A 25,263-nucleotide genomic window follows, 5' to 3' on the forward strand; every position below is an offset into this window, starting at 1 on the left:
GAATCCATCGATCGGCGTCGGTGCTCTACGATGGATTCCGGGTCTCGCTTCGCTCGCCCGGAATGACGAGGGAGGCAGCAGGATCGGCGGGCGGTTTTACGAGCCCTTCAGCTTCTTGTTGGTCTCGATCAGGTAGGGGCTCTGCTTGATGCCCCATTTGGTCTCGAGCGCCAGCAGCTTGCCGCTCTTGTGCCACTCGACCGACATCTCCTTGAGCAGCTTGCCGAAAGCGCCGTCGAGATCGTCGAGACGCACGGCGATGGCCCAGAGCTGCGGGTCTTCCGAGTTGAGCGGCATCTCGTAATTCGCCCATTTCGGATCGCCGCCCGAGAGCGTCGAGACGATCAACGTGTCGTCGAAGAGGAAGGCGACGCAGTTGTTGCCGAGCAGCGCGTTCAGCCCATCCGGCACCGACGGGAACACGACCAGCTCCGGCGAGTAGACCTGCGAGACGCGGCGGTTGTAATAGGCGCCCTGCACGGCGCAGACCTTGCGGCCCTTCAGGTCTTCCCATTTCTTGAGGCCGGCGCTCTTGGGCGCGAGCACGTTGGTGGCGCCGGCATAGTAGTTCGGCTCGATCATGCCGATCTGCTTGCGTCGCTCGGCCGTGTCGCCGAGCGTTGCGGCGATCATGTCGATGCGGCCCTGGCGCAGGAACTCGATGCGATTGGCGGCGATGACCGGCACCATCTCCAGCTTGACGCCGAGCTTGGCGGCAACCTCCTGCGCGAGATCGATCTCGAGGCCGACGATCTTGCCTGACGGATCGAGGAAGCCCCAGGGCTTGTAGTCGTTCTTCACGCCGACGGTGAGGACGCCCTTCTCCTTGATCTTGGCGAGGGTGTCCTGCGCCATGGCAGGTGCGGCGGCGAGCGTGGCGGCGACCGCCAGCGCGAGAGCGGTGAGCTTGTTCATCGGTCGCGATCCCCTGTGTTTTATTTGAAGCCTTAGACTTCAGGTGGATCGGTACGCAGAATTGACCCCATGCGACGCATTCTTGACGTTTAGCGCCGAGCGATGGGGTGGTGGGGCAGCCGCTCCGATCGGGGAGGATGGCCGAAGCGCCCGCTATAGCTGCGGGAGAAATGGCTGGCGCTGGCGAAGCCGCAGGCCAGGGCGATTTCCAGGATCGACAGGCTGGTCTGCCGCAGCAGGTCGCGCGCCCGGTCGAGGCGCAAGGCCAGGTAGTGCTCGCCCAGCGACCGGCCGAGATGCTGGCGGAACAGGCGTTCGAGCTGGCGCAGCGACACATTGGCCAGGCGGGCGAGGGCTTCGCGCGGCTCCGGATCCTCCAGCGTCTGCTCCATGCGGGCGATGACCCGCAGCAATGGCGCATGCGCGATGCCCAGCCGTTCGCGCAGCGGCATGCGCTGCGGCCCTGCGCCCTCCCGGACCTGCGTTTGCAGGAACCACTCGCTGACGGCGAGCGCGAGGTCGCTGCCATGCTCGCGGGCGATCACGGCGTGCAGCATGTCGAGCGGGGCCGTGCCGCCGCTGCAGGTCAGCCGGTCGCGGTCGATCTCGTAGAGCGAGCGGCGCAGGTCGAGGCGCGGGTACTCTTCCAGGAAAGCGGCCGCATGCTCCCAATGGATCGTGAACCGGTAGCCGCTCAGCAGATTGGCCCGCGCCAGCAGATAAGGGCCGCCCGAGACGCCGCCGATCCGGACGCCCCGCCTTGCCAGCTGCCGCAGCCAGGAAAAGGTCGGCTGGTGGTGGAAGAGAGCGGGATTTCCCCCGGCGCAGACGAACAGGTAATCGAGCCGGAGCTCGGCCCCGACGGGAGCATCCGCCGCGATGGCGACGCCGTTCGATGCCGGGGCGGGCGCTCCGTCGATCGAGATATGGCTCCAGCGATAGAGCGGGCGCCCCGACAACCGGTTGGCGGCCCGCAGCGGCTCGATCGACGAGGCATAGGGCAGCAGCGCGAAATCCGGGATCAGCAGGAAGCCGACATGGGTCGGTGTGCCGTCGTCGCTTCCAGACAATCGCATGTCGCTATCAAGCATGTCGTCGAACTTATGTCGGTCAATCTCTCGATGACAAGATCGACCGGATCATCCGATGCGCTATTCCGCCTTCTCGCTGCTCGCCCAGGCTTTCCGGGGCCATAAGGGTTGGACGCCGGCCTGGCGCGACCCTGAGCCCAAAGCTGAATACGACGTCATCATCATCGGCGGCGGCGGACATGGGCTCGCCACGGCGCATTACCTCGCCAGCCGGCACGACATCACCAATGTCGCGGTGCTGGAGAAGGGCTATCTCGGCTCCGGCAATGTCGGCCGCAACACCACGATCATCCGCTCGAACTATCTCCTGCCCGGCAATACGCCGTTCTACGAATTGTCGATGAAGCTCTGGGAAGGGCTGGAGCAGGACCTGAACTACAACGCCATGGTCAGCCAGCGCGGCGTGATCAATCTCTATCATTCCGACGCGCAGCGCGACGCCTTCGCCCGCCGCGGCAACGCGATGCGGCTCGCCGGGGTCGATTCCGAACTGCTCGGCCAGGAGCAGGTGAGGGCGATGCTGCCCTATCTCGATTACGACAATGCCCGTTTCCCTGTGCAGGGCGGGCTATTGCAGCGCCGCGGCGGCTCGGCCCGGCACGATGCGGTCGCCTGGGGCTATGCGCGTGCCGCCGACAGTCGCGGCGTCGACATGCTCCAGAACTGCGAGGTCACCGGCATTACCATGGTCGGTGGACGGGCCGTCGGCGTCGAGACCTCGCGCGGGCCGATCCGGGCGAAGAAAATCGCTATGGCGGTCGCCGGCAACTCGGGGCGGGTGGCGGCGATGGCCGGCCTGCGCCTGCCGATCGAGACCCATGTCCTCCAGGCCTTCGTGTCGGAGGGGCTCAAGCCACTGATCGACACCGTCGTCACCTTCGGCGCCGGGCATTTCTACATCAGCCAATCCGACAAGGGCGGGCTGGTCTTCGGCGGCGATATCGACGGCTACAATTCCTACGCCCAGCGCGGCAACCTGCCGGTGATCGAGGACGTGATGGAATCGGCCATGGCGCTGTGGCCGGGCCTCGGCCGGGTGCGCATGCTGCGCCACTGGGGCGGCGTCATGGACATGTCGATGGATGGCTCGCCGATCATCGACACGACGCCGATCGACGGGCTCTACCTCAATTCCGGCTGGTGCTATGGCGGCTTCAAGGCGACGCCGGCCTCAGGCTTCTGCTTCGCCCATCTGATCGCGACGGGAGAGCCGCATCCGGTCGCGGCCGCCTATCGGCTCGATCGCTTCGCCACCGGGCGAGTGATCGACGAAAAGGGCGCCGGCGCCCAGCCGAACCTGCACTGACCGCGCGCTGCCGAGGACCTTGCCATGCGCATCACCTGTCCCCATTGCGGCGCGCGCGACGCCCAGGAATTCACCTATCTCGGCGCGGCCGATCTCAAGCGGCCCGACGGCATGACGGCGACCGAAGCCGCGATGACCGATTACGTCTACCAGCGTGAAAACCCTGCCGGCACGCATCGCGAGCTCTGGTATCACGGCGCCGGCTGCCACGCCTGGCTGATCGTGACCCGCGATACCCGCACCCATGCGATCGCTGCGGTCGAGGCCGCGAAGTCGCGCAAGACCGGAGCGGCGGCATGAGCGGGCAGTCCTTCCGGCTCGTCTCCGGCGGCCTGGTCGACCGCGATCGGGCCCTGAACTTCAGCTTCGACGGCAAGCCCTATCGGGGCTTTGCCGGCGATTCGCTCGCTTCGGCCTTGCTCGCCAACGGCGTGCGCCTTGTCGGACGCTCCTTCAAATACCATCGCCCGCGCGGCGTGCTCTCGGCCGGACCGGAGGAACCGAACGCGCTGGTGGAACTGCGCTCCGGCGCGCGCCGCGAACCGAACACCCGCGCCACTGTCACCGAGCTGTTCGACGGGCTCGATGCCACCAGTCAGAACCGCTGGCCCTCGCTCGCCTTCGATATGCTCTCGCTCAACGGTCTGGTCTCGCCGGCGCTCGTCGCGGGCTTCTACTACAAGACCTTCATGTGGCCGGCGGCCTTCTGGGAGAAGCTCTATGAGCCGCTGATCCGCCGTGCCGCCGGCCTCGGCCGCGCTGCTGACGCCGAAGACCCGGACCATTACGAGAAGGCCTTCGCCTTCTGCGACCTGCTCGTGATCGGCGGCGGCCCTGCGGGCCTCGCGGCCGCTCTGGCGGCGGGGCGCAGCGGCGCCCGCGTCATTCTCTGCGACGAGGATTTCCGCCTCGGCGGGCGCCTGCTGGCAGAGAAGCGCGAGATCGATAGCAAGCCGGCCGCCGAGTGGCTGGCCGCGACGCTGGCCGAGCTCGAAAGCCTGCCGGAGGTGCGGATCATGTCGCGCACCACCGTCTTCGGTCTCTACGACCACGGCATCTATGGTGCGGTCGAGCGCGTTGGCGATCATCTGCCGGAGCCGGCGCCCCATCAGCCGCGTCAGCGCGGCTGGCGCATCCATGCCAGGCGGGCGATCCTCGCTGCAGGCGCGCTGGAACGGCCGATCGTCTTCCCCGGCAACGATGTGCCGGGCGTCATGCTGGCCGGCGCGGCGCGCACTTACGTCAATCGCTATGGTGTTCTGCCGGGGCGCGAGACGGTGCTGTTTACCGCCGGCGACGACGGCTGGACGACGGCGCGTGACATCGCGGCTGCCGGCGGCAAGGTCGCAGCTATCGTCGATGCGCGCGGTGAAGCCGATCCGGCACGAAAGGCGCTCGCCGACAAGCTCGGGGCGCGGCTGTTTGCCGGCGGCGTGATCGAAGGCACGCGGGGCGGCCGTCAGCTCGACGGCGTCACCATTCGCGATGCCTCCGGCGCGACGACGGCGCTCGCTTGCGACCTGCTCGCCGTCTCGAACGGCTGGAACCCGACGCTGCACCTGACTTCGCATCAGAACGGCAAGGCGGTCTGGGACGAGGCTCTGCAATGCTTCGTGCCGGGAACCCTACCGGCGGGGCTGGCCGTGGCTGGCAGCGCGGCCGGGCATTTCACCCTGGCGCAGGCGCTGGAGGATGGCGCACGGCTCGGCCGGGAGGCTGCCGCCGAGGCGGGGCTGAAGCCGGCCGCTGCGGGGCCGGTGCCGACGACCGATCCCGAGACGACGGCGCTGCAGCCGGTCTGGCGGGTGAAGGGCGCGAAAGGCAAGGCCTTCGTCGATTACCAGAATGACGTCACCGACAAGGATGTCGAACTCGCGGCGCGCGAGGGCTTCCGGCCGGTCGAGCATCTCAAGCGCTATACCACGCTCGGCATGGCGACCGATCAGGGCAAGACCTCGAACCTCTCCGGCCTCGCCATCATGGCCGAGCAGACGGGTAAGACGATCCCGCAGACGGGAACCACGACCTTCCGGCCGCCCTATACGCCGGTGGCGATCGGCGCCCTTGCCGGCCATCACCGTGGCAAGGAATTCCGGCCGGTACGGCTGGCGCCGACCCATGACTGGTCGAAGGAGCAGGGCGCCGTCTTCGTCGAGGCCGGCCAGTGGCTGCGGGCGCAATACTACCCGAAGCCCGGCGAGACCGACTGGCTGACCACCGTCAACCGCGAAGTCCAGGCCGTGCGGGCCGGCGTCGGCCTCTGCGATGTCTCGACGCTGGGCAAGATCGACATCCAGGGCGCGGACGCCGCCGAATTCCTGGAGCGCGTCTACATCAACGGCTGGAAGGCGCTGCCGGTCGGCAAGGCGCGCTACGGCCTGATGCTGCGCGAGGACGGCTTCGTCATGGATGACGGCACGACCTCCCGCCTCGGCGACAGCCATTTCCTGATGACGACCACGACGGCCAATGCCGGCAAGGTGATGCAGCATCTGGAATTCTGCCATCAGGTGCTCTGGCCGGAGCTCGACATCCGCATGGTCTCGGTCTCCGAGCAATGGGCGCAGGTCGCTGTCGCCGGGCCGAAGGCGCGCGAGACCCTGCGTGCCGTCGTCGATCCCGCGCATGACATTTCGAACGAGGCCTTTCCCTATTTGGCGGCGCGCGCCGTCACTGTCGGTGGCGGCATCCCGGCCCGGCTCTTCCGGATCTCGTTCTCGGGTGAACTGGCCTATGAGCTCGCCGTTGCCGCTGACCATGGTGACGCGATGATGCGGGCCCTGATGCGAGCGGGCGAGCGCTTCGGCATCACGCCCTACGGCACCGAGGCGCTCGGCGTGATGCGTATCGAGAAGGGCCATGTCGCCGGCAACGAGCTCAACGGCCAGACCACGGCGCGCGATCTCGGCCTCGGCAAGATGATGTCGGCGAAAAAGGACTATCTCGGCCGCCTGATGGCGGGCCGTCAGGCTCTCGTCGAGAAGGACAGGCCGTCCTTCGTCGGCTTCAGGCCGGTCGATCCGACGCAGCGCCTGCGCGCCGGCGCCCATTTCATCGGCATCGGTAAGGCGGACATCATGGAGAACGACGAGGGTTACATGACCTCCGTCGCCTATTCCCCGCATCTGAACCACTGGATGGGGCTCGGCCTGATCAAGGGAGGCGCAGCCCGCATCGGCGAGCGCGTGCGCGCCTACGACCCCGTCCGCAACGGCGACATCGTCGTCGAGATCTGTTCGCCCGTCTTCGTCGATCCGGAAGGAGCCCGCCTCCATGGCTGAGATCGCGACCGTGTCGACAGCGGTTTCCTGGGCGCCGCGCGGTGCCTGGGCCGGCATCGCGCAGCCCGGCTCCTTCGGTGCAACGGGAGGGGCCGGCGTCCTCGCGACGCTGCTCGATGGCTTCGGGCTGGCGACCCTGATCGCTGCGCCGGGCGCGGCGCCGGCCCTGTCGCGGATCGTCGAGGCGCGGCTCGGCATCCCGCTGCCGCAGGCGCCGAAGATCGCCTCGGGTCAGGCTCATGATGCGATCTGGGCTGGTCCGGACCAATGGCTGCTGCGCGCCGCCTCGCGTGACGGCTTTGCCGGGCTCCTTGCCGAACTCGCCCCCCATGCCGCCGTCAGCGACCAGAGCGATGCGCGCGCCGCCGTCAGGCTCTCGGGGCCGCGTGTCCGCGACGTGCTGGCGAAGGGCGTGATGCTCGATCTCCACCCTGCGGCCTTCGCGGTGGGCGATGTCGCCTTGACCAGCATCGCCCATGTCGGCGTGCAGATCTGGCGGCTCGCCGACGGGCCGGATGGTGCCATGTTCGAGATCCTGGTTCCGCGCAGCATGGCGGGAAGCTTCTGGGCCTGGTTCACCGCATCGGCGGCCGAGTTCGGTTGCGCGATATCGGCAGCTCCGGCCCCAAGGCCGCGATAGGGGCCGAAACCCGCAAAGGGCTCTCCGCCGACGGGCTTCCGGACAAGCGCGTGCGCAGGCTTTCTCAGCGCGAACCGATCACGTCCTGAACGGTCTCGAAGAAGCTGCGCACCAGCGGCAGGCGCTGGCGCTCGGCCCGGCAGACAATGTATTCGCCAACATCGAAATCGGCCCCGGTGATGATGATCCGCTTCAGGCCGGCCTCCGGCTTGAACTCCGCCGCGAACACCACCCCGATCCCGAAACCGAAGGCGACGGCTTCGCGCACGGCCTCGCGCGATTGCACCTCCAGCAGGTTCGCAGGCTTGATGCCGGCGAGCGAAAGCCGGCTCTCGAAGACCTCCCGCGTGATCGAGCCGCGCTCGCGCAGCACGATGTCCTGGCCGGCGAAAGCCTCGATCGGGATCTGGTCGTGCCGTGCCAGCTCGTGCTGGTCGGAGACGAAGGCGACCAGATCGTCCGAGCGCAGCCTGACGCTGTGAATGCGCGGGTCGGAATTGGCGCGCGCGGTGATCGCGACGTCGGCGGCGAAATCCATGATCCGGTCAACGACTTCGGAGGAGTTGCCGATGCTGAGGGAGAAGGTCAGGCCCGGATAGCGTTCGCGCATCCGCGCCAGCGCCGGCATCACATGGGTGGCGCTGTCGGCCGCGATCCGCAGATGGCCACGCTGCAATGTACGGCTGCCGGCGAGAAGTGATTCCGCCTCATCCTCGGCTGCGAACAGCCGCGCCGTGACCACGAACAGGCTCTGCCCGAGCGGGGTCAATTTCACCTGCCGCCCGGCGCGGTCGAACAGCCTGACGCCATAGGCATCCTCCAGCCCGCGGACCTGGGCGGAGAGGGTGGGCTGGCTGACATGGCGCGTCTTCGCTGCGCCGGTGAAGCTCTGCGCCTCGGCGACGGCATGGAAGGCCGCAAGGCCGGAATAACTGATGGCCATATTTATATAGATCCTATCTATAGTAGATATGGAAACGATGTATTGGACCTATGTCAACGGCTCTCCTAGCTTCGCGATCATCCGCCGCAACGACATCGCGAGACCATCATGGCCCAGGCCCGCCGCCCTGCCTCCTCCGAAACCGGTGATCCGCTCCTCCTGACCCCCGGCCCGCTGACCACGAGCAAGGCCATCAAGGAAGCGATGGTGCATGATTGGGGCTCGCGCGACGCGACCTTTGTCGGCATCAACAAGGCGGTCCTGGAAGAGCTTCCGAAGATCATCCATGGCGGCGAGGATTTCGTGACCGTGCCGATGCAGGGCTCCGGCACCTTCGCGGTCGAGGCGATGCTGACGACCTTCGTGCCGCGTGACGGCAAGATCCTGATCCTGATCAACGGCGCCTACGGCCAGCGCGCCAAGCGCATCGTCGAGATCGCCGGGCGCGCCGTCGCCGTCCACGAGACCGCGGAAGACACCCCGCCGGATCTCGCCGAGATCGACCGCATGCTGGTGGCGGACACCGCCATCACCCACATCTTTACCGTCCATTGCGAGACGACCAGCGGCATCCGCAACCCGGTCGAGGCGATCGCCGCGCTCGCCAAGCGCCATGGCCGCCGCCTGCTGGTCGACTCGATGAGCGCTTTCGGCGCCCTGCCGCTCGACAGCCGCGAGGTCTATTTCGACGCCGTCGCCGCCTCCTCGAACAAGTGCATCCAGGGCGTTCCCGGCCTCGGCTTCGTCATCGCCCGCAAGAGCGCGCTCGCCGAGACCAAGGGCAACGCCACCACGCTGGTGCTCGATCTCCACGACCAGAACGCCGGCTTCGAGCGCACCGGCCAGTACCGCTTCACCCCGCCGATCCATGTCATCGTCGCCTTCCACGCGGCCTTGCAGGAGTTCTGGGCCGAGGGCGGTGTCGCCGGGCGCGGCGAGCGCTATGCCGAGAACGCCCGCATCCTGATCGAGGGCATGGAAGGCCTCGGCTTCCGCACGCTGCTGCCGGCCGCGCGCCAGGCGCCGATCATCGTCACCTTCCACATGCCGGAGGACAAGAACTTCGTCTTCCAGCGCTTCTACGACGCGCTGAAGGATGCCGGCTACGTCATCTATCCCGGCAAGCTGACGGTCGCCGACAGCTTCCGCATCGGCTGTATCGGTGCGCTCGGCGCGCAGGACATGCGCGCCTTCGTCGCCACGGTGTCGGATGTCCTTGATGAAATGGGCGTCGGCCTGAAGTCGGCCGCGTAAGGAGCCCTGAGATGACAATGCACACGAAGATCGGCTCGGATGTTGTTGCGAACGGTCGCAACTATGCCCGCCCGCAGCGCCCGACGGTGGTGATCTGCATGGACGGCTCGGAGCCGGCCTATATCGAGGCGGCCAGCGCCAAAGGCCTGACGCCGAACCTCGACCGGATCATGAAGACCGGCGCCAGCACGCACGCCTATTCGGTGATCCCGAGCTTCACCAACCCGAACAACCTCTCGATCATCACCGGCCGCCCGCCGGCCGTGCACGGCATCGCCGGCAACTTCTTCTATGACCGCGAGGCCAAGGAAGAGGTGATGATGAACGACGCCCGCTTCCTGCGCGCGCCGACCATCCTGGCCGAGTTCCAGAAGGCCGGCTTCAAGGTCGCGATGGTCACCGCCAAGGACAAGTTGCGCACTTTGCTCGGCAAGGGGCTCGACTTCGCCTCCGGCAGCGCCATCGCTTTCTCCTCGGAGAAGGCCGACAAGGCCAATAGGCCTGAGAACGGCATTGCGGACGTGCTCGATTTCGTCGGCATGCCCGTGCCGTCGGTCTATTCGGCCGATCTGTCGGAATTCGTCTTCGCCGCCGGCGTCAAGCTGCTGGAGACCTTCAAGCCCGACCTGATGTATCTCTCGACCACCGACTATGTGCAGCACAAGGCGGCGCCCGGTTCGGAGATGGCGGACTCGTTCTACGCCATGTTCGACGGTTACGTCGGCAAGCTCGACGCGCTCGGCTGCACGCTGGTCATCACCGCAGATCACGGCATGAACGACAAGCACCTCGCCAATGGCGAGCCGGATGTCGTCTATCTCCAGAGCCTGATGGATGAATGGTACGGCAAGGGCACGATGCGCGTGATCCTGCCGATCACCGACCCTTACGTGGTCCATCACGGCGCGCTCGGCTCCTTCGCCACGGTCTATCTGCCCGATGGCGTGAGCCAGGAAGAGGTTGCGGCCCGCATCTCCGGTTTGGACGGCATCGCGCTGGCGGTGACCTCGGCGGAAGCCTGCGAGCGCTTCGAATTGCCGGCCGACCGGATCGGCGATGTCGTGGTCGTCTCGACCCGCCAGAAGGTGATCGGCACCTCGCCGGACAGGCATGATCTCTCCGGCCTGACCGAGCCTTTGCGCTCGCATGGCGGCATCACCGAGCAGCGCGTGCCGATGATCGCCAACCGGCCGATCACGGTGCCGATGGGTCGCACGCTTCGCAATTTCGACGTCTTCGACGTCGCCCTGAACCTGGTGAACTGAGATGAACGCTGCGGTGAAGCCGCCGGTGCGGCGCGAGGCGATGCGCATCGCCGGCAAGCTGGTCACGACCGACGACATGGTCGAGGTCAGGAACCCCTATGATGACAGCATCGTCGGCCTGATCCCGGCCGCCCGGCCCGAGCATGTCCGCGAGGCCTTCGCCAAGGCGAAGGCGTTCAAGCCGACGCTCTCGCGCTACGAGCGCCAGCAGATCCTGCAGAAGACGGCCGAGCTGCTGCGGGACCGCAAGGAACTCTTCGCCAAGCTGATCACGGCGGAAGCCGGCCTGTGCTGGAAGGACTCGCTCTATGAGGCCAGCCGCGCCTATGACGTCTGGTCCTTCGCGGCGCAGCTCACCATCAAGGACGATGGCGAGATGTTCTCCTGCGACATCTCGCCGAACGGCAAGGCGCGCAAGATCTTCACGACGCGCCAGCCGCTGCTCGGCGTGATCTCGGCGATCACCCCGTTCAACCACCCGCTCAACATGGTCAGCCACAAGCTGGCCCCGGCGATCGCGACCAACAACCGCCTCGTGCTGAAGCCGACCGAGCTGACGCCATTGACCGCGCTGGCGCTCGCCGACGTGCTCTACGAGGCCGGCCTGCCGCCGGAGATGCTCTCGGTCGTCACCGGCAATCCCTCGACCATGGGCGATGCGATGATCACCGACCCGGACGCGGATCTGGTGACCTTCACCGGCTCGGTCCGCGTCGGCAAGCACATCGCCGCGACCGCCGGCTACAAGCGCATCGTGCTGGAACTGGGCGGCAACGACCCGCTGATCGTCATGGAGGATGCCGATCTCGACAAGGCGGCCGAGCTCGCCGTCACCGGCGCGACCAAGAACTCGGGCCAGCGCTGCACGGCGGTGAAGCGCATCCTGGTGGTCGAGAGCGTCGCCGACGCCTTCTCCAGGCTCGTCGTCGAGAAGGCGAAGAAGCTGAAATGTGGTGATCCGATGGACCCCGCCACCGATGTCGGCTGCGTCATCAATGCCCGCTCGGCCGCGCTCTTCCAGGCTCGCGTCGACGATGCCGTGAGCAAGGGCGCCGAGGTGCTCTACGGCAAGCGGGCGGAAGGGGCGCTGTTCCACCCGACCGTGGTCGACAAGATCCCTTACACCTGCGAGCTGGTGCATGAGGAGACCTTCGGCCCGGTGATCCCGATCATCCGCGTGCCCGACGACATCGCCGAGGTGATCCGGATCTCGAACTCCACCGCCTATGGTCTCTCTTCCGGCATCTGCACGAACCGCTACGATTACATCCAGCGTTTCGTCGCTGACCTCGAGGTCGGCACGGTCAATCTCTGGGAAGTCCCGGGCTACCGGATCGAGATGTCTCCCTTCGGCGGTATCAAGGATTCCGGCCTCGGTTACAAGGAGGGCGTCGTCGAGGCCATGAAATCCTTCACAAACGTCAAGACGTGGTCGATGCCCTGGACCGCGTGAAACAAGAAAAGCCAACGCAGGCGGAGCGATCCGCCTGCGTTTTCGTCTGTCAGGGGAAGAAAACGTCGCAAGAGCGTTCAAACCAATCGAAAAACAGGGGATGAGAATATGAAGAACTGGCTTGCTTCCTGCGTCATCGGGGCCATCGCGCTCGCGCTTCCGGGCGTTGCCCAGGCGCAGAAGACCAAGGTCACCGTCTACACGGCCCTTGAGAACGATCAGCTCGCGCCGTTCAAGGCCTCGATCGAGAAGGCCGTGCCCGAGGTGGAGGTCGTCTGGGTCCGTGACTCCACCGGCGTCATCACCGCCCGATTCCTGGCCGAGAAGGACAATCCCCGCGCCGACATGGTGATGGGCCTGGCCGCCTCGAGCCTGCTGATGTTCGAGAAGGCGAACCTGCTCGAAACCTACAAGCCCGCCGGAGCCGATGCGCTGAAACCGGTCTTCCGCGACGGCAAGGAGCCCTACACCTGGACCGGCATGGACGCCTATCTCGGCGTCGTCTGCTACAATACGGCCGAGGCCAAGGGCGTGCCGGTCCCGAGTTCCTGGAAGGACCTGCTCAACCCGGCCTTCAAGGGCAAGATCGTGATGCCGCACCCGGCTTCGTCGGGCACCGGCTATCTGATGGTCGCAGGCTGGCTGCAGAGCATGGGCGAGGCCGAGGGCTGGAAGTTCATGGACGGGCTGCACGAGAATATCGGCGCCTACCTGCATTCCGGCTCGGCGCCCTGCGTCCAGGCGGCGCGCGGCGAGCGCACGATCGGGCTCGCGCTCGACATGCGCGGCGCTTCCGAGAAGAGCAAGGGCGCACCGATCGAGGTCGTGATCCCGAAGGAGGGCGTGGGCTGGGAGATGGAGGCCAGCGCCATCGTCAAGGGCTCCAAGAACCTCGCTCTCGCCAAGAAGATCGCCGACTGGTCGACGACCAAGGACGCCAACGAGCTCTATTCGAAGACCTACGCGATCGTCGCCGCGCCAGGCGTCGGCACCAAGCCGGCCAACTATCCCGCCAATGCCGAAGCCGGCATGATCAAGAACGATCTCGGCTGGATGGCCGATAACCGCGACCGCGTGCTCGCCGAATGGTCGAAGCGCTACGAGTCCAAGGCGGCGCCGAAGAACTGAGCCTTTGCCATGCCGCCGGCCGCTCGGGCGGCCGGCGGCATGGTCTGTGCAAGACGTCTAGAGAAGTCCCGCCGTTGTCCGCGGGACGGATCTCTGCCCGTTCAGATGAAGGCCGGCCCGATGTCCACCACCACGACCCCGTTCCTCTCGGTCCGCAATCTCGCCAAGAATTTCGGCGCGTTCCGGGCGCTTCACGATATCGATCTCGATATCCATCGCGGCGAATTCGTCTGCTTCCTCGGCCCGTCCGGCTGCGGCAAGACCACCTTGCTGCGGGCGGTCGCCGGCCTTGATCTCCAGGATAGCGGCACGATCCATATGGGTGGGCGCGACGTCTCGCATGCCAGCCCGTCCGAGCGCGATTTCGGCATCGTCTTCCAGTCCTATGCGCTCTTTCCCAATCTCACCGTCGCCGACAATGTCGGCTACGGGCTGGTCAACCGGCGCCGCACCCGCGACGAGATCGCCAAGCGCGTCAATGAACTCCTGACGCTCGTCGGCTTGCCGGAGCAGGGCAGGAAATATCCGGTCCAGCTTTCGGGCGGCCAGCAGCAGCGCGTGGCGCTGGCGCGTGCGCTTGCCACCGCGCCGGAATTGCTCCTGCTCGACGAGCCGCTTTCGGCGCTCGACGCCAAGGTCCGGGAGCGCCTGCGCGGCGAGATGCGCTCGCTGCAGCAGCGACTGGGTGTGACCACGATCATGGTGACGCATGACCAGGAGGAGGCGCTCGCCATGGCCGACCGCATCGTCGTGATGCGGGATGGCGCGGTCGAGCAGGTCGGCTCGCCCGAGGAGATCTACCGTCGCCCGGCGACGCCCTTCGTCGCCGATTTCGTCGGGCACATGACTTTCATGGACGCGATCGTGACCGGGCCGGGCAAGGTCCGCGTCGACGAGCTCGACCTCGTCGTCGCCAATGCCGCGCCCTTCGCCGCGGGCACGCCGGTGCGTCTGGCGATGCGGCCGGAGGAGGTCCGCACCCGCGGCATCGGCGCGGAGACGCCGAACCGCTTCGAGGCGACGATCGGGGATCTCGCCTTCCTCGGCTCCTATTGCCGGGCGCATCTTGAACCGACCGGCTCGCGCGCGACCCGGATCGCCGCCGATTTCTCGTCCAACGCGATGCGCGATCTCGGGATCGTGCCGGGGCAGGTGCGCACAGTCGCCTTTCCGCCCGAGGCCCTGCACGTCTTTGCCGGGGAGGGACGATGAGCGATCTCGTACAGCCCCTGCCGATGACCGATACCCCCGTGAAAGTCGCACCGCTGCGGGTCAGCGAGCGTCACGTCGCCGGCGCGCTCATCCTGGCCCTCTGCGCCGTGCTGGTCTTGATCATCGCCCTGCCGCTCTGGGCGCTGCTCTCCAAGAGCCTGGAGAACACGGACGGCAAGTTCGTCGGCCTCGCCAATTTCGTCAGCTATGCGACGACGCCCTCGCTGTTCTATTCGCTGCTGAACAGCCTGCTCGTCGCCGGCGTGACGACCGCGATCGTGGTGCCGCTCGCCTTCCTTTACGCTTATGCTTTGCGCCGCAGCTGCATCCCGGCCAAGGGCGCCTTCTACGCCGCCGCGATGGTCCCGGTCTTTGCGCCTTCGCTGCTCTCGGGCCTGGCGCTGATCTACCTCTTCGGCAACCAGGGCATTCTGAAATCCTGGATGATGGGCGCCTCGCTTTACGGCCCCGTCGGCATCATTGCGGCCGAGGTGCTCTACTGCTTCCCCCATGCGATGCTGATCCTCGTCACGGCGCTGGCACTCTCCGACGGCCGTTTGCGCGAGGCGGCGGACGCGATGGGCACCTCGCGCTGGCGCATCTTCCACACAATCACCCTGCCGGGTGCGCGCTACGGCGTGATCAGCGCGACCTTCGTCGTCTTCACGCTGGTCATCACCGATTTCGGCATTCCCAAGGTGATCGGCGGGCAGTTCAGCGTGCTGGCGACCGACGCCTACCGGCAGGTGGTCGGCCAGCAGAATTTCCCGATGGGCGCGGTCGTCGGCATCATCCTGCTGGTGCCGGCCGTGCTCGCCTTCTTCGTCGACCGTGTCGTGCAGCGGCGCCAGAGCGCCATGCTCTCGGCCCGTGCCGTGCCTTATGTTCCCAAGCCGGAGCGGCGCCGCGACCTCGGGTTGCTCGGCTTCGTCAGCCTGGTCGCGCTCGCCATCGTCGGCCCTTATGCGATCGCCTTCTGGGGTTCCTTCGTCAAATACTGGCCGTACAACCTGTCGCTGACGCTGGGCAATTACGACTTCTCGGCAGTCGAGCCCGATGGCTGGGGTCCGTATCGCAACTCGCTGCTGCTGGCTTCGCTGACGGCGGTGATCGGCACGTCGCTGATCTTCACCGGCGCCTACCTGATCGAGAAGGTGAAGCTGTTCCCGCGGCTGCGCGCCTTCGCCCAGTTCCTGGCGATGCTGCCGATGGCGGTGCCCGGCCTCGTGCTCGGCCTCGGCTATGTCTTCTTCTACAATGCCGGCTGGAACCCGCTCGGCTTCCTCTATGGGACGCTGGCGATCCTGGTGATCAACACCGTCGCGCATTTCTACACGGTCGGGCACATCACGGCGCTGACCAGCCTGAAGCAGCTCGACGGCGAGTTCGAGTCGGTTTCCGCCTCGCTCAAGGTGCCGTTCTGGTCGACCTTCCGCCGCGTGACCGCGCCGATCTGCCTGCCGGCGATCCTCGACATCGCGGTCTATGTCTTCGTCAACGCGCTGACCACGGTCTCCGCCGTGATCTTCCTCTATGGGGCCGACACCAAGCTCGCCTCGATCGCGATCGTCCATATGGACGAGGCGGGCGCCATGGCCTCGGCCGCGGGCATGGCGAGCGTCATCATGGCCACCGCGATCGCCGTGAAGCTCCTTCATGTCGGTCTCGACAATCTGGTCTTCGGCCGCCTGCAGCAATGGCGCCAGCGTTAGGATATCGACTGTGCGTCTTGGAGTGATCGCCGACATCCATGGCAACCTGCCCGCGCTCGAAGCGGTACTGGCCAAACTCGATGCGCTCGCGCCGGATCGCATCGTCAATCTCGGCGATTGCGCCTCAAGCCCGCTCTGGCCGGTCGAGACCGTCGCGCTGCTGCGGTCACGCGTGATGAGCCATGTCCGGGGCAATCACGACCGGGCGATGGGCGCGGCCTCGCCCGACGAACTCGGCACCTCGGACAGCTACGCCTGGCAGGCGCTCGATCCGGAGTCCCGTGCCTGGCTCGCCGGCCTGCCTGTCGAGATCACGGTGGAAGGCGCGCTCTGCTTCCACGCCTGTCCCGGCAACGACTCGACCTATCTGATGGAGGAGGTCCAGAACGGGTATCTCGTGCCGTCTCCGATCCCGACGATCGAACAGCGCCTCGCCGGGCGGACGGCGCCCCTCATGCTCTGCGGGCACAGCCATCAAACGCGCACGGCGCGGTTGAGCTCCGGTGCGGTGGTCCTCAATCCCGGCAGCGCCGGCAATCCGGCCTATCGCGACGCCAAGCCGCCCCATGTGTCCGAGAGCGGCATGCCGCACGCTCGCTTCGCCGTCGTCACGCTCGGGACGGAGATCACAATCGAGCATCACCTCGTCGCCTATGACTGGGAGCGCTCGGCCCGGCGTGCCGAGGAGAGCGGGCGAACGGATTGGGCGCACGCTCTGCGGACGGGAAGGGCGCTGCCCTAGCGCTGTCATCCACGCAGGGATCGCGCCAGCGCGAAGAAGGCCTGGATGATCTTGCTGTTGCGGCGCTCGTGCAGGCAGATCAGCTTCTCGTGCATCAGGAGCGGCGGCCCGCCGAGCGGGATGCGGACGAGCCGCGGATCGTCCTCGCCGAATTCGGCCGCCGAGACGAAGCCGATGCCGCCGCCTGCCGCCACGATGGCGCGCACCGCCTCGCGGCCTTCCGCTTCGACGGCGTAACTTAGCGCAACACCCTGTTCCGCCGCCCGCTGCTCCAGCAATTGCCGCGTGCGTGAGCCACGCTCGCGCATGACCAGCGGCCATGTCGCCAGCTCCTGCAATGAAAGCGCTGGACGCGCTGCCGCGGGATGGCCCTTCGCCGCGAAGGCGATGATCGGTGAGACGTTGAGCGGCAGCACTTCGAAGGGCCGCTCGTCGGCAAGTTCGCCGAGCACGCCGATCTCGGCATCGTAGCCGATCAACGTCTCGACGATGCTCCCGGTATTGCCCTGCGCGATCGAGACCTGGATGCCGGGATGGCGCTTGCGGAAGGCGGTGAGCACGTCGAGCACATGATGCACGGAATCGGCGACGATCCGGAGTGCGCCGGTACGCAGCGAGCGCTCCTCCTGCAGAAGCTCCAGCGCCTCGCCCTCGGCCCCGAACAGGCGATGCGTGACCGCGAGAAGCCTCTGACCGGCCGGTGTCAGGACGACCTGGCGATGGCGGCGGCTGAACAGCGCGACGTCGTATTCCTCCTCCAGCTTGCGGACCTGATCCGAGATCGCCGGCTGGGTGAGGTTGAGCGCCAGCGCCGCTTTCGAGAAGCCGCCGGACAGCGCGACCTGATGGAAGGCCCGGAGCTGGACATGACGCATGACGGACGAAGCCTCGAAAATCGATGCGCGACGATATCGCTGAAATTTATACCTGGATATGAAATAGCGATTTTTCAGATTGATAAGGCGCAGGCATTGTGACCTCGACAGCGCTGCACCGGCGCGAACCGAGGCCTTGCCATGCGCGCCGAAACCGCTGCCATCGTTCATACCGAAGGCGAATCCAACACCTCCGCGGCACGCAGCGACTGGTCTGCGGGGATCGGCGATGCTGGAACCCGCGAATTGCTGGCGCGCGATTCCGCCGCCTTCCTGCACCAGAGCCTGTCGAGTCCTTGCCTCACCGCCATCGCCAAGGCGGAGGGCATCTGGATCGAGGACACGATGGGGCGCCGCTACATGGATTTCCATGGCAACAGCGTCCACCATATCGGCTATGGCCATCCGCGCCTGAAGGAGGCGATCAAGGCGCAGCTCGACGAGCTCTGCTTCGCGCCGCGCCGCTTCACCTGCGAGCCGGCGGTCGAACTGGCCGAGACGCTCGCGCAGATGGCGCCGGGCGACCTCGGCAAGGTGCTGTTCACCACCGGCGGCTCGGATGCGATCGAGGTCGCGCTGAGGCTCGCCCGCGCCGCGACCGGCCGCTTCAAGACCTTGTCCTTCTGGGATGCCTTCCATGGTGCCGGCTTCGGCGCCTCCAGCGTCGGCGGCGAGGCGACTTTCCGCTCCGGCATCGCTGGGCCGTTACTGCCGGGCGCCGAGCATGTCGCGCCCTGGGGCACCCGCAACTGCGCCTATGGCCATGACAATCTGGAGGATTCGGCGCGCGCCTGTGCCCGCATGATCTCCTATGTGCTGGCGCGGGAAGGGGACGTCGCGGCCGTCGTCGCCGAGCCGATGCGGGCGACGCCTTATCCACCGGCGCCCGGCTTCTGGAAAAGCGTGCGCGAGGCCTGCGACCGGCATGGCACGTTGCTGATCTTCGACGAGATCCCGACCGGACTCGGCAAGACCGGGCGCTTCTTCGCCCATGAGCATGACGATGTGCAGCCGGACATGGTCGTGCTCGGCAAGGCGCTGGGCGGCGGTATCCTGCCGATCGCCGCGGTGATCGCGCGGCGCGATCTCGATGTCGCCGGCGGCTATGCGATCGGCCATTACACCCATGAGAAGAACCCGGTCACCACCCGTGCGGCGCTGACCACGATCAACATCATCCGCGAGGAGGGGCTGGCGGAACGCGCCGCTGAGCTCGGCGCTTATGCGATGGAGCGGCTGCGAAATTTCGGCGCGAGCTGCCCGGCCGTCGGCGACGTGCGCGGACGCGGCCTACTCTTCGGGGTCGAGCTTGTCGCGGATCGCGATGCCTGGACGCCCGACAATACGCTCGCCGAGCGGGTCTATTACCGCTGCCTCGAAGCCGGGCTGAGCTTCAAGATCAGCCAGGGCAATGTGCTGACCCTGTCGCCGCCGATGGTGATCGCGCGGGCCGATCTCGAACGCGCGCTCGGCATTGTCGAGCAGGCGATCCTGGCCGGCTGAGGGAACGATGATGAAGGCCGTCCGCACCGACCGGGAACTGGAATGCCCGGAGATCGACGCCGGCTTGCGTGCGCGGGGCGTCGACCTCGTCACGCTCCCCGACGGGATTCCCGAGGAGGCGCTGATGCGGGAGGTCGCCGACGCCGACCTGCTATTGATGTGCTACACGCCCGTCACGGCGCGAGTAATCGCGGCGGCGCCCAGGCTCAAGGGCATCGTCAAATACGGCGTCGGCATCGATGCGATCGACATCCCCGCCGCGATCGCGCGCGGAATCCCCGTGGTCAACGTGCCCGAATATGCCGAGGAGACGGTCGCGGAGGGCGCCTTCGCTCTGATGATCGCGCTGGCCAAGCGCCTGCCGGAGATCGGCCAAGCCGTGCAAAGCGAGGGCTGGATTTGGCCGGCTGCGCGCTGGCTCGGCCGCGACATCGCCGGGGCGACGCTGGGCTTGGTCGGTACCGGCAAGATCGGCCGCAGCATGGCGCGGATGGCGGGGCAGGGGTTCCGGGCGCGCGTTCTCGGCTACGATCCGCATGTCGATGCCGCGACCATGGCGGCGGCCGGGATCGAGAAGGTCGACGACCTCCACGCGATGCTCCGGCAATGCGATCTGGTCTCGCTGCACAGCGTCCTGAACGACGCGACGCGCCACATCATCGGACGGGCCGAGCTCGCCTGCCTCAAGCCCGGAGCCATCCTCGTCAATGTCTCGCGCGGCGCGCTGATCGACGAGGCGGCGCTGGTCGAGGCGGTGCTGGCGGGGAAGCTCGGCGGTGTCGGGCTCGACGTCTACAGCCAGGAGCCGCTCGCCCGGCAGGGCCATCCGCTCAGCCCTTTGTTCGGCTGTGACGACGTCATCCTGTTCCCGCACCTGACCTTCTTCACGGCCGAGGCGATGCGGCGGCTTTCGGACGACACGCTAGCCCGCTGCTTCGAAATCCTCGACGGCAGGCTGGTCGAAATCCGCTCCTACGATCCGCGTCTGCGCGCGCAAACGCGGAACGTCGCTTTCGCCTGAGCGGACTCAGGCGAGGATCAGGGCGCTGCTCACCTCTTGCGGTCGAGTGGCGCCGCGAGGCTCGCGCTGACCGGAACGGTGGTGCCGGCGAGGTCGATAGACCAGCTCCGTGCATCGAGCCAGGCCTGGTCGATCGGCTGGTCGCTTGAGGCCCAGCCCAGAGCCACGATGCCGTCGAGGCTCGCGCCGAAAGCGGCCGAGGTGATCTCGCCGACCGGCTTGCCATCCGCCAGGATCGCTTCGCCGCCCCAGGCCATCTGCCCGTCCGGGCGCGGCCCGACAAGGGCGATCAGGCGCTTCGTCCGCGGCGCGGCCTTGGCGGCGACGAGCGCCTTGCGGCCGAGGAAGTCGCCCTTGTCGAGCTTCACCGCGAAGCCGAGCCCGGCCTCGTAAGGGCTGACGTCCGGCGTCAATTCGCGGCCCCAGGCGCGGAAACCCTTTTCGATGCGCAGCGAGTCCACGGCGTAATAGCCGGCATCGACCAGTCCGAGATCGGCCCCGGCCTCATGCAGCGCATCGTAGATCGCGGCGGTGAACTCGACGGGCGCATAGAGTTCGAAGCCGTCGCCGAGATAGGAGCGGCGGCAGGCCCAGGTCGTTGCATAGCCGATCGTGATCTTGCGGATCGCATTGGCCGGGAAATCGGCGAGGTCGAAGGAGGTCGGCGAGAGCCGGGCCAGGATCTCGGGCACCTTTGGCCCGGCGAGCGAGAGCACGGCATAGGACGAGGTCACGTCGGTCAGCGTCACGCCTTGCGGAAGCTGCCGCCTGATCCAATGGGCGTCGCGCGTCGCCTGGGCGGTGCCGGTGAGCAGGAGATAGCTGTCGGGCGCGATCCGGGCGGCGGTGAGGTCGCTTTCGAACGTACCTCGGGCATTGAGCAGCGCGGTATAGACGGAGGTACCGACCGGAACCGCGACATCATTGGCGGCGAGGCGTTGCAGGGCGGTCTCGGCCTGCGGCCCCTGCAGCAGGAACTTGGCGAAGCTCGACATGTCGACGAGCCCGGCCGCTTCTCGACAGGCGCGATGCTCGGCCGCGACCGTCTCGAACCAGTTCTGCTGACCGAAGGAATAGCCGATCGAGCGCTCTGCCTCGGTGCGGGCGAAATAATTGGCGCGCTCCCAGCCCATTTTCGAGCCGAAGACGGCGCCCTTGGCGGCGAGCCGGTCATAGAGCGGCGAGCGCCGGAAGGGGCGGGCGGTGTCGAGCTCGCGGTTCGGCCAGGGCATGGCGTAATGCAGGCCGAGCGTTTCCTTGATGCGGTCCTTCAGCCAGGCCGGGTTGTTGTTGAAATCGGCGAAGCGACGGATATCGACCGGCCAGAGGTCACTCGTCGCCTCGCCCTCGACGATCCATTCGGCCAGCGCCCGGCCGGCGCCGCCGGCCGACGCGATGCCCATCGAGTTGAAGCCGGCGCCGACATAAACGCCGGCCACCTCCGGCGCCTCGCCGAGCAGGAAGTTGTTGTCCGGCGTGAAGCTCTCGGGGCCGTTGAGGAAGGTCTTGATCTCGGCGGTCTCCAGCGCCGGCACACGCTGCAGCGCGTTCTCCATCAGAATGCCGAACTGGTCCCAATCGTCGGGCAGGAGCTGGAATTCGAACGGGTAGGGGATGCCGTCCATGCCCCAGGGCTTCGCATCCGGCTCGAACCCGCCCATGACGAGCCCGCCGACCTCCTCCTTGAAGTAGATATAGCCGTCGGGATCGCGCATCACCGGCAGATCGGGCGAGACGCCCGCGATCTTGCCGGTGACGATGTACATATGCTCGGCCGAATGCAGCGGCACCGAGACGCCACACATCTGGCCAATAGTGCGCGACCACTGTCCGGCGCAGATGACCAGCACCTCGCATTCGACCCGGCCCTGATCGGTCTGGACCGCCTTGACCCGGCCCTTCTCCGTCTCGATGCCGGTGACGCGGATGCCCTCGCGGACGATCGCGCCGCCGCTGCGGGCGCCGCGCGCCAGCGCCTGTGTGATGTCGGAGGGGTTGGCCTTGCCGTCGCCGGGCAGCCAGACGCCGCCGACGAGATCGTCGGTGCGCATCACCGGCCATTTATCGCCGGCCTCCTGCGGGCTGAGCTCCTCGATCTCGACGCGCTGCGCGCGTGCAGCCGAGATCGTCCGGCGCAGTTGCGTCATGCGCTCCTGCGTGCGGGCGACAGAGACCGAGCCGCAGCGCTTCCAGCCAGTGGCGAGCCCGGTCTCGCTCTCCAGCGAGGCGTAGAGCTCGGTCGAGTAGCGGATCAGGCGCGTCATGCTGGACTGGCTGCGGAGCTGTCCGACGAGGCCGGCCGCATGCCAGGTCGTGCCGGAGGAGAGGCGCCCCTGTTCCAGCAGCAGCACGTCGCGCCAGCCGAGCTTGGTCAGGTGATAGGCGACCGAGCAGCCGATGATGCCGCCGCCGATGATGACGACACGGGATTGGGTGGGAATGGACATGAGCGCCTCCACGATGGAAGGCAGCTTAGCGACGGAATTTCATAAAACAACAAAAAACCACAAAAACAGTCATATCAGGAAGCGAGGACGCGAACCCCCTGTTCCGCCAGTTTCGTGGCGAGCGGCGCGGGCGGGGCCTGATCGACCAGAAGCCCGGCGAAAGGTCGGTCGCCGCCGATGCGGCTGGGCAGGACGAGCCCGAACTTGCTGTGGTCCGCCATCAGGAAGCCCTGTTCCGCCGCGTTCAGCAGGGCGGTGCGGGTCGCGGCGCCAGCGCGGGTGTAATCGGTGAGGTGGCCGTTCGGATCGACGCCGCCGACGCTGACGAAGGTGAAATCGGCGGAGAGCCGCGCGATTGCCCTGAGCGTCTCCGCGCCGGTGGTCGCATCCTCGTTGCGATCGAACTCGCCGCCGATCAGGAAGACGCGGGCGCCGGCCAGCCGGCTGACGAGCCGGGCATTCTCCAGCGAGGTCGTATGCACGATCAGGCGCTTGCGGTCGGACCGGGCCAAGGCGCGGGCCAAGGCCTCGGTCGTCGTGCCGGAATCGAGCAGGATGGTCATGCCGTCGCCGATCAGCGAGACCGCGAGATCGGCGATCGCCTCCTTACCGGCGCGGTTCACGGTGCGGCGGCTGGCGAAGGAGGCTTCCGAGCGCTCGTTGCGGATCGCGCCGCCATGGACGATCGCGAGCAGGCTGCCCGCCGACAGCGCCTTGAGATCGCGCCTGACGGTCTCGCGCGAGACGTCGAGCGCCTGCGCCAGCTCCTCCACCGTGACGGAGCCCGTCTCATCGAGCTTCGCCAGAATGGCGTTGTGCCGTCGTGCTGCGATGTCGCGTGTCATGGCAGCGGAGCCAGCTAGGCCGTGGCCCCGATCCCGCCGATGCAGGTGTATTTCACGTCGAGATAGTCCTGCAGGCCGTATTTCGAGCCCTCCGAGCCGAGCCCGGATTCCTTGACACCGCCGAAGGGCGCGACCTCGGTGGTCACCAGTCCCTCGTTCACGCCGACGATGCCGTATTGCAGCGCCTCCGAGACCCGGAAGGTGCGGCCGAGATCGCGCGTGTAGAAATAGCAGGCGAGCCCGTATTCGGTGTCGTTGGCGAGGCGCAGCGCCTCCTCCTCGGTCTCGAAGCGGAAGACCGGGGCGACCGGGCCGAAGATCTCCTCGCGCGCGAACTGCATGGCGCTGGTCGCGCCTGCGATGACGGTCGGCTCGTAGAAGCTCAGGCCCAGCTCCGAGCGCTTGCCGCCGGTTGCCACGGTGCCGCCCTTGGCCTTGGCGTCAGCCACCATCTCCTCGACCTTGGCGATCGCCTTGTCGTCGATCAGCGGACCCTGTGTCACGCCGGTCTCGAGACCGGAGCCGAGCTTGAGCTTCTTCACCGCCGCGGTCAGCTTTTCGACGAAGGCGTCGTAGATGCCGGCCTGCGCGTAGAAGCGGTTGGTGCAGACGCAGGTCTGGCCGGAATTGCGGAATTTTGCGGCGATCGCGCCTTCGACCGCCCGGTCGAGATCAGCGTCGTCGAAGACGATGAAGGGCGCGTTGCCGCCGAGCTCCATCGAGACCTTCTTGACCGTCTCGGCCGCCTGCTTCAGCAGCACCTTGCCGACCGGGGTCGAGCCGGTGAAGGTGATCTTGCGCACCAGCGGATTGCCGGTGAGCTCGCCGCCGACGGTGCGGGCATCACCCGTCACGACATTGACGACGCCGGCCGGGATGCCGGCCTTCTCGGCGAGGATGCCCCAGGCCAGTGCCGAATAGGGCGTCTGCGACGCCGGCTTGGCGACAACGGTGCAGCCGGCGGCCAGCGCCGGGCCGATCTTGCGGGCCAGCATCGAGGAGGGGAAGTTCCAGGGCGTGATCGCGCCGACGACGCCAAGCGGCTGCTTGGTCACGATGATGCGCCGGTCGGCCCAGGGCGAGGGGATGACGTCGCCATAGACGCGCCGCGCCTCCTCGGCGAACCACAGCACATAGGCCGCGCTCATGCCGACCTCGCCCTTCGCCTCGGCCAGCGGCTTGCCCTGCTCGCGGGTCAGGAGCTCGGCCAGCGCGTCCTGGTGCTTCATGATCTCGTCGGCGAGCTTGCGCAGCAGCACGGCGCGCTCCTGCGCGGTCTTGGCAGCCCAGGCCGGGAAGGCGGCATGCGCGGCTTCGATCGCGGCGCGCGTCTCCTCGACCCCGGCCGAAGGAACCGAACCCATCGATTTGCCGGTCGCCGGGTCGATCACGGGAATCGTCCCGCCAGAGGCCTTCTCCAGCCAGCGCCCGCCGACGAAGATCGCGTCGCGCTTGAAATCGCTCCACTGGGACATGATTCAGCCTTTCAGAAATCTGGAGAGTCGCTGCCTCATGCCGTCATGGCGCCCAATGGCGACAAGGCGATACGAGAATGGCGTCATGCATCCGTTCTACTGTGCGGCCGTCGCCATGTGAACACGCAGCGGCCCGAAGCTCGCTGCGATAGGGT

General features: G+C 67.0%; 20 protein-coding genes. 13 read left to right on the plus strand and 7 right to left on the minus strand.

The window, feature by feature from the left end; genetic code table 11:
* Positions 1–96: 96 nt before the first annotated feature.
* Positions 97–915 carry a transporter substrate-binding domain-containing protein gene (locus FHT98_RS22935; protein ID WP_142115414.1) on the minus strand — a complete coding sequence of 273 codons (819 nt, stop codon included), beginning with the start codon at positions 913–915 and terminating at the stop codon, positions 97–99.
* Positions 916–1,004: 89 nt separating this feature from the next.
* Complete coding sequence (locus FHT98_RS22940; RefSeq protein ID WP_244492673.1) at positions 1,005–1,991, minus strand: GlxA family transcriptional regulator; 987 nt, start codon at positions 1,989–1,991, stop codon at positions 1,005–1,007.
* Between the two features lie 70 nt (positions 1,992–2,061).
* Between FHT98_RS22940 and FHT98_RS22945 the strand changes: the two genes are divergently transcribed.
* The 4 genes from FHT98_RS22945 to FHT98_RS22960 are packed head-to-tail and all read left to right on the plus strand — an operon-like array spanning position 2,062 to position 7,233.
* On the plus strand, positions 2,062–3,312 hold the full coding sequence (locus tag FHT98_RS22945; RefSeq protein WP_142115415.1) for a sarcosine oxidase subunit beta family protein: 1,251 nt from the start codon (positions 2,062–2,064) through the stop codon (positions 3,310–3,312).
* Between the two features lie 24 nt (positions 3,313–3,336).
* Positions 3,337–3,612 (plus strand): sarcosine oxidase subunit delta, encoded by a 276-nt coding sequence (locus FHT98_RS22950; protein ID WP_142115416.1) that lies wholly within the window; start codon positions 3,337–3,339, stop codon positions 3,610–3,612.
* Positions 3,609–6,593 carry a sarcosine oxidase subunit alpha family protein gene (locus FHT98_RS22955; RefSeq protein WP_142115417.1) on the plus strand — a complete coding sequence of 995 codons (2,985 nt, stop codon included), beginning with the start codon at positions 3,609–3,611 and terminating at the stop codon, positions 6,591–6,593. The genes FHT98_RS22950 and FHT98_RS22955 overlap by 4 nt, the downstream gene beginning before the upstream one ends.
* Entirely contained in the window at positions 6,586–7,233 is a 648-nt protein-coding gene (locus FHT98_RS22960; RefSeq protein ID WP_142115418.1) for a sarcosine oxidase subunit gamma, read from the plus strand. Before FHT98_RS22955 ends, FHT98_RS22960 begins: the two co-directional genes overlap by 8 nt.
* Before the next feature lie 64 nt (positions 7,234–7,297).
* Here the strand turns inward: FHT98_RS22960 and FHT98_RS22965 are convergent, their stop codons facing one another.
* Positions 7,298–8,176, minus strand: a complete 879-nt coding sequence (locus tag FHT98_RS22965) for a LysR substrate-binding domain-containing protein (RefSeq protein ID WP_061963444.1) — start codon at positions 8,174–8,176, stop codon at positions 7,298–7,300.
* A gap of 108 nt (positions 8,177–8,284) precedes the next feature.
* On the opposite strand from FHT98_RS22965, the gene FHT98_RS22970 reads away from it, so the two are divergent.
* From FHT98_RS22970 to FHT98_RS23000, 7 genes are all read left to right on the plus strand, one after another.
* Positions 8,285–9,430 (plus strand): 2-aminoethylphosphonate--pyruvate transaminase, encoded by a 1,146-nt coding sequence (locus tag FHT98_RS22970; protein ID WP_091855321.1) that lies wholly within the window; start codon positions 8,285–8,287, stop codon positions 9,428–9,430.
* Positions 9,431–9,447: 17 nt separating this feature from the next.
* Positions 9,448–10,695, plus strand: coding sequence for a phosphonoacetate hydrolase (gene phnA / locus FHT98_RS22975; protein ID WP_142115855.1), 1,248 nt, complete (start codon positions 9,448–9,450; stop codon positions 10,693–10,695).
* Position 10,696: 1 nt separating this feature from the next.
* Entirely contained in the window at positions 10,697–12,148 is a 1,452-nt protein-coding gene (gene phnY, locus FHT98_RS22980; RefSeq protein WP_142113989.1) for a phosphonoacetaldehyde dehydrogenase, read from the plus strand.
* 108 nt (positions 12,149–12,256) lie between these two features.
* The gene (locus FHT98_RS22985) at positions 12,257–13,276 is read left to right on the plus strand and encodes a putative 2-aminoethylphosphonate ABC transporter substrate-binding protein (RefSeq protein WP_091858899.1); all 1,020 of its coding nucleotides are present in this window, start codon (positions 12,257–12,259) and stop codon (positions 13,274–13,276) included.
* 120 nt (positions 13,277–13,396) lie between these two features.
* Complete coding sequence (locus tag FHT98_RS22990; protein ID WP_091859701.1) at positions 13,397–14,488, plus strand: putative 2-aminoethylphosphonate ABC transporter ATP-binding protein; 1,092 nt, start codon at positions 13,397–13,399, stop codon at positions 14,486–14,488.
* Entirely contained in the window at positions 14,485–16,200 is a 1,716-nt protein-coding gene (locus FHT98_RS22995; RefSeq protein ID WP_091858901.1) for a putative 2-aminoethylphosphonate ABC transporter permease subunit, read from the plus strand. The genes FHT98_RS22990 and FHT98_RS22995 overlap by 4 nt, the downstream gene beginning before the upstream one ends.
* A gap of 10 nt (positions 16,201–16,210) precedes the next feature.
* On the plus strand, positions 16,211–16,942 hold the full coding sequence (locus FHT98_RS23000) for a metallophosphoesterase family protein (RefSeq protein WP_170843450.1): 732 nt from the start codon (positions 16,211–16,213) through the stop codon (positions 16,940–16,942).
* A gap of 5 nt (positions 16,943–16,947) precedes the next feature.
* On the opposite strand, the gene FHT98_RS23005 is transcribed toward FHT98_RS23000, so the two are convergent.
* Positions 16,948–17,817, minus strand: coding sequence for a LysR substrate-binding domain-containing protein (locus FHT98_RS23005; RefSeq protein WP_091858907.1), 870 nt, complete (start codon positions 17,815–17,817; stop codon positions 16,948–16,950).
* Positions 17,818–17,958: 141 nt separating this feature from the next.
* Here FHT98_RS23005 and pbfA point away from each other — a divergent pair, with 141 nt between their 5' ends.
* The gene (gene pbfA / locus FHT98_RS23010; protein WP_142115419.1) at positions 17,959–19,320 is read left to right on the plus strand and encodes a (R)-1-hydroxy-2-aminoethylphosphonate ammonia-lyase; all 1,362 of its coding nucleotides are present in this window, start codon (positions 17,959–17,961) and stop codon (positions 19,318–19,320) included.
* Positions 19,321–19,327: 7 nt separating this feature from the next.
* Positions 19,328–20,341, plus strand: coding sequence for an NAD(P)-dependent oxidoreductase (locus FHT98_RS23015; RefSeq protein WP_248309283.1), 1,014 nt, complete (start codon positions 19,328–19,330; stop codon positions 20,339–20,341).
* Positions 20,342–20,370: 29 nt separating this feature from the next.
* Here FHT98_RS23015 and FHT98_RS23020 read toward each other — a convergent pair whose 3' ends face one another.
* The 3 genes from FHT98_RS23020 to FHT98_RS23030 form a co-directional block, all read right to left on the minus strand.
* Positions 20,371–22,788 carry a GcvT family protein gene (locus FHT98_RS23020; RefSeq protein WP_142115420.1) on the minus strand — a complete coding sequence of 806 codons (2,418 nt, stop codon included), beginning with the start codon at positions 22,786–22,788 and terminating at the stop codon, positions 20,371–20,373.
* Positions 22,789–22,862: 74 nt separating this feature from the next.
* Positions 22,863–23,633 (minus strand): DeoR/GlpR family DNA-binding transcription regulator, encoded by a 771-nt coding sequence (locus FHT98_RS23025; protein ID WP_142115421.1) that lies wholly within the window; start codon positions 23,631–23,633, stop codon positions 22,863–22,865.
* 14 nt (positions 23,634–23,647) lie between these two features.
* A complete protein-coding gene (locus tag FHT98_RS23030) occupies positions 23,648–25,108 on the minus strand; it encodes an NAD-dependent succinate-semialdehyde dehydrogenase (protein ID WP_142115422.1) in 1,461 nt (486 codons plus the stop codon).
* Positions 25,109–25,263: the final 155 nt, after the last annotated feature.

Origin of the sequence: Allobosea sp. AK1, from assembly GCF_006714945.1 — a bacterium.
In the GTDB taxonomy this organism is placed as follows: domain Bacteria; phylum Pseudomonadota; class Alphaproteobacteria; order Rhizobiales; family Beijerinckiaceae; genus Allobosea; species Allobosea robiniae.

Coding starts and splice junctions, on each gene's coding strand:
- FHT98_RS22935 (WP_142115414.1), bottom strand. CDS start 915: ATGAACAAGCTCACCGCTCTCGCGCTGGCGGTCGCCGCCACGCTCGCC.
- FHT98_RS22940 (WP_244492673.1), bottom strand. CDS start 1,991: ATGCGATTGTCTGGAAGCGACGACGGCACACCGACCCATGTCGGCTTC.
- FHT98_RS22945 (WP_142115415.1), top strand. CDS start 2,062: ATGCGCTATTCCGCCTTCTCGCTGCTCGCCCAGGCTTTCCGGGGCCAT.
- FHT98_RS22950 (WP_142115416.1), top strand. CDS start 3,337: ATGCGCATCACCTGTCCCCATTGCGGCGCGCGCGACGCCCAGGAATTC.
- FHT98_RS22955 (WP_142115417.1), top strand. CDS start 3,609: ATGAGCGGGCAGTCCTTCCGGCTCGTCTCCGGCGGCCTGGTCGACCGC.
- FHT98_RS22960 (WP_142115418.1), top strand. CDS start 6,586: ATGGCTGAGATCGCGACCGTGTCGACAGCGGTTTCCTGGGCGCCGCGC.
- FHT98_RS22965 (WP_061963444.1), bottom strand. CDS start 8,176: ATGGCCATCAGTTATTCCGGCCTTGCGGCCTTCCATGCCGTCGCCGAG.
- FHT98_RS22970 (WP_091855321.1), top strand. CDS start 8,285: ATGGCCCAGGCCCGCCGCCCTGCCTCCTCCGAAACCGGTGATCCGCTC.
- phnA (WP_142115855.1), top strand. CDS start 9,448: ATGCACACGAAGATCGGCTCGGATGTTGTTGCGAACGGTCGCAACTAT.
- phnY (WP_142113989.1), top strand. CDS start 10,697: ATGAACGCTGCGGTGAAGCCGCCGGTGCGGCGCGAGGCGATGCGCATC.
- FHT98_RS22985 (WP_091858899.1), top strand. CDS start 12,257: ATGAAGAACTGGCTTGCTTCCTGCGTCATCGGGGCCATCGCGCTCGCG.
- FHT98_RS22990 (WP_091859701.1), top strand. CDS start 13,397: ATGTCCACCACCACGACCCCGTTCCTCTCGGTCCGCAATCTCGCCAAG.
- FHT98_RS22995 (WP_091858901.1), top strand. CDS start 14,485: ATGAGCGATCTCGTACAGCCCCTGCCGATGACCGATACCCCCGTGAAA.
- FHT98_RS23005 (WP_091858907.1), bottom strand. CDS start 17,817: ATGCGTCATGTCCAGCTCCGGGCCTTCCATCAGGTCGCGCTGTCCGGC.
- pbfA (WP_142115419.1), top strand. CDS start 17,959: ATGCGCGCCGAAACCGCTGCCATCGTTCATACCGAAGGCGAATCCAAC.
- FHT98_RS23015 (WP_248309283.1), top strand. CDS start 19,328: ATGATGAAGGCCGTCCGCACCGACCGGGAACTGGAATGCCCGGAGATC.
- FHT98_RS23020 (WP_142115420.1), bottom strand. CDS start 22,788: ATGTCCATTCCCACCCAATCCCGTGTCGTCATCATCGGCGGCGGCATC.
- FHT98_RS23025 (WP_142115421.1), bottom strand. CDS start 23,633: ATGACACGCGACATCGCAGCACGACGGCACAACGCCATTCTGGCGAAG.
- FHT98_RS23030 (WP_142115422.1), bottom strand. CDS start 25,108: ATGTCCCAGTGGAGCGATTTCAAGCGCGACGCGATCTTCGTCGGCGGG.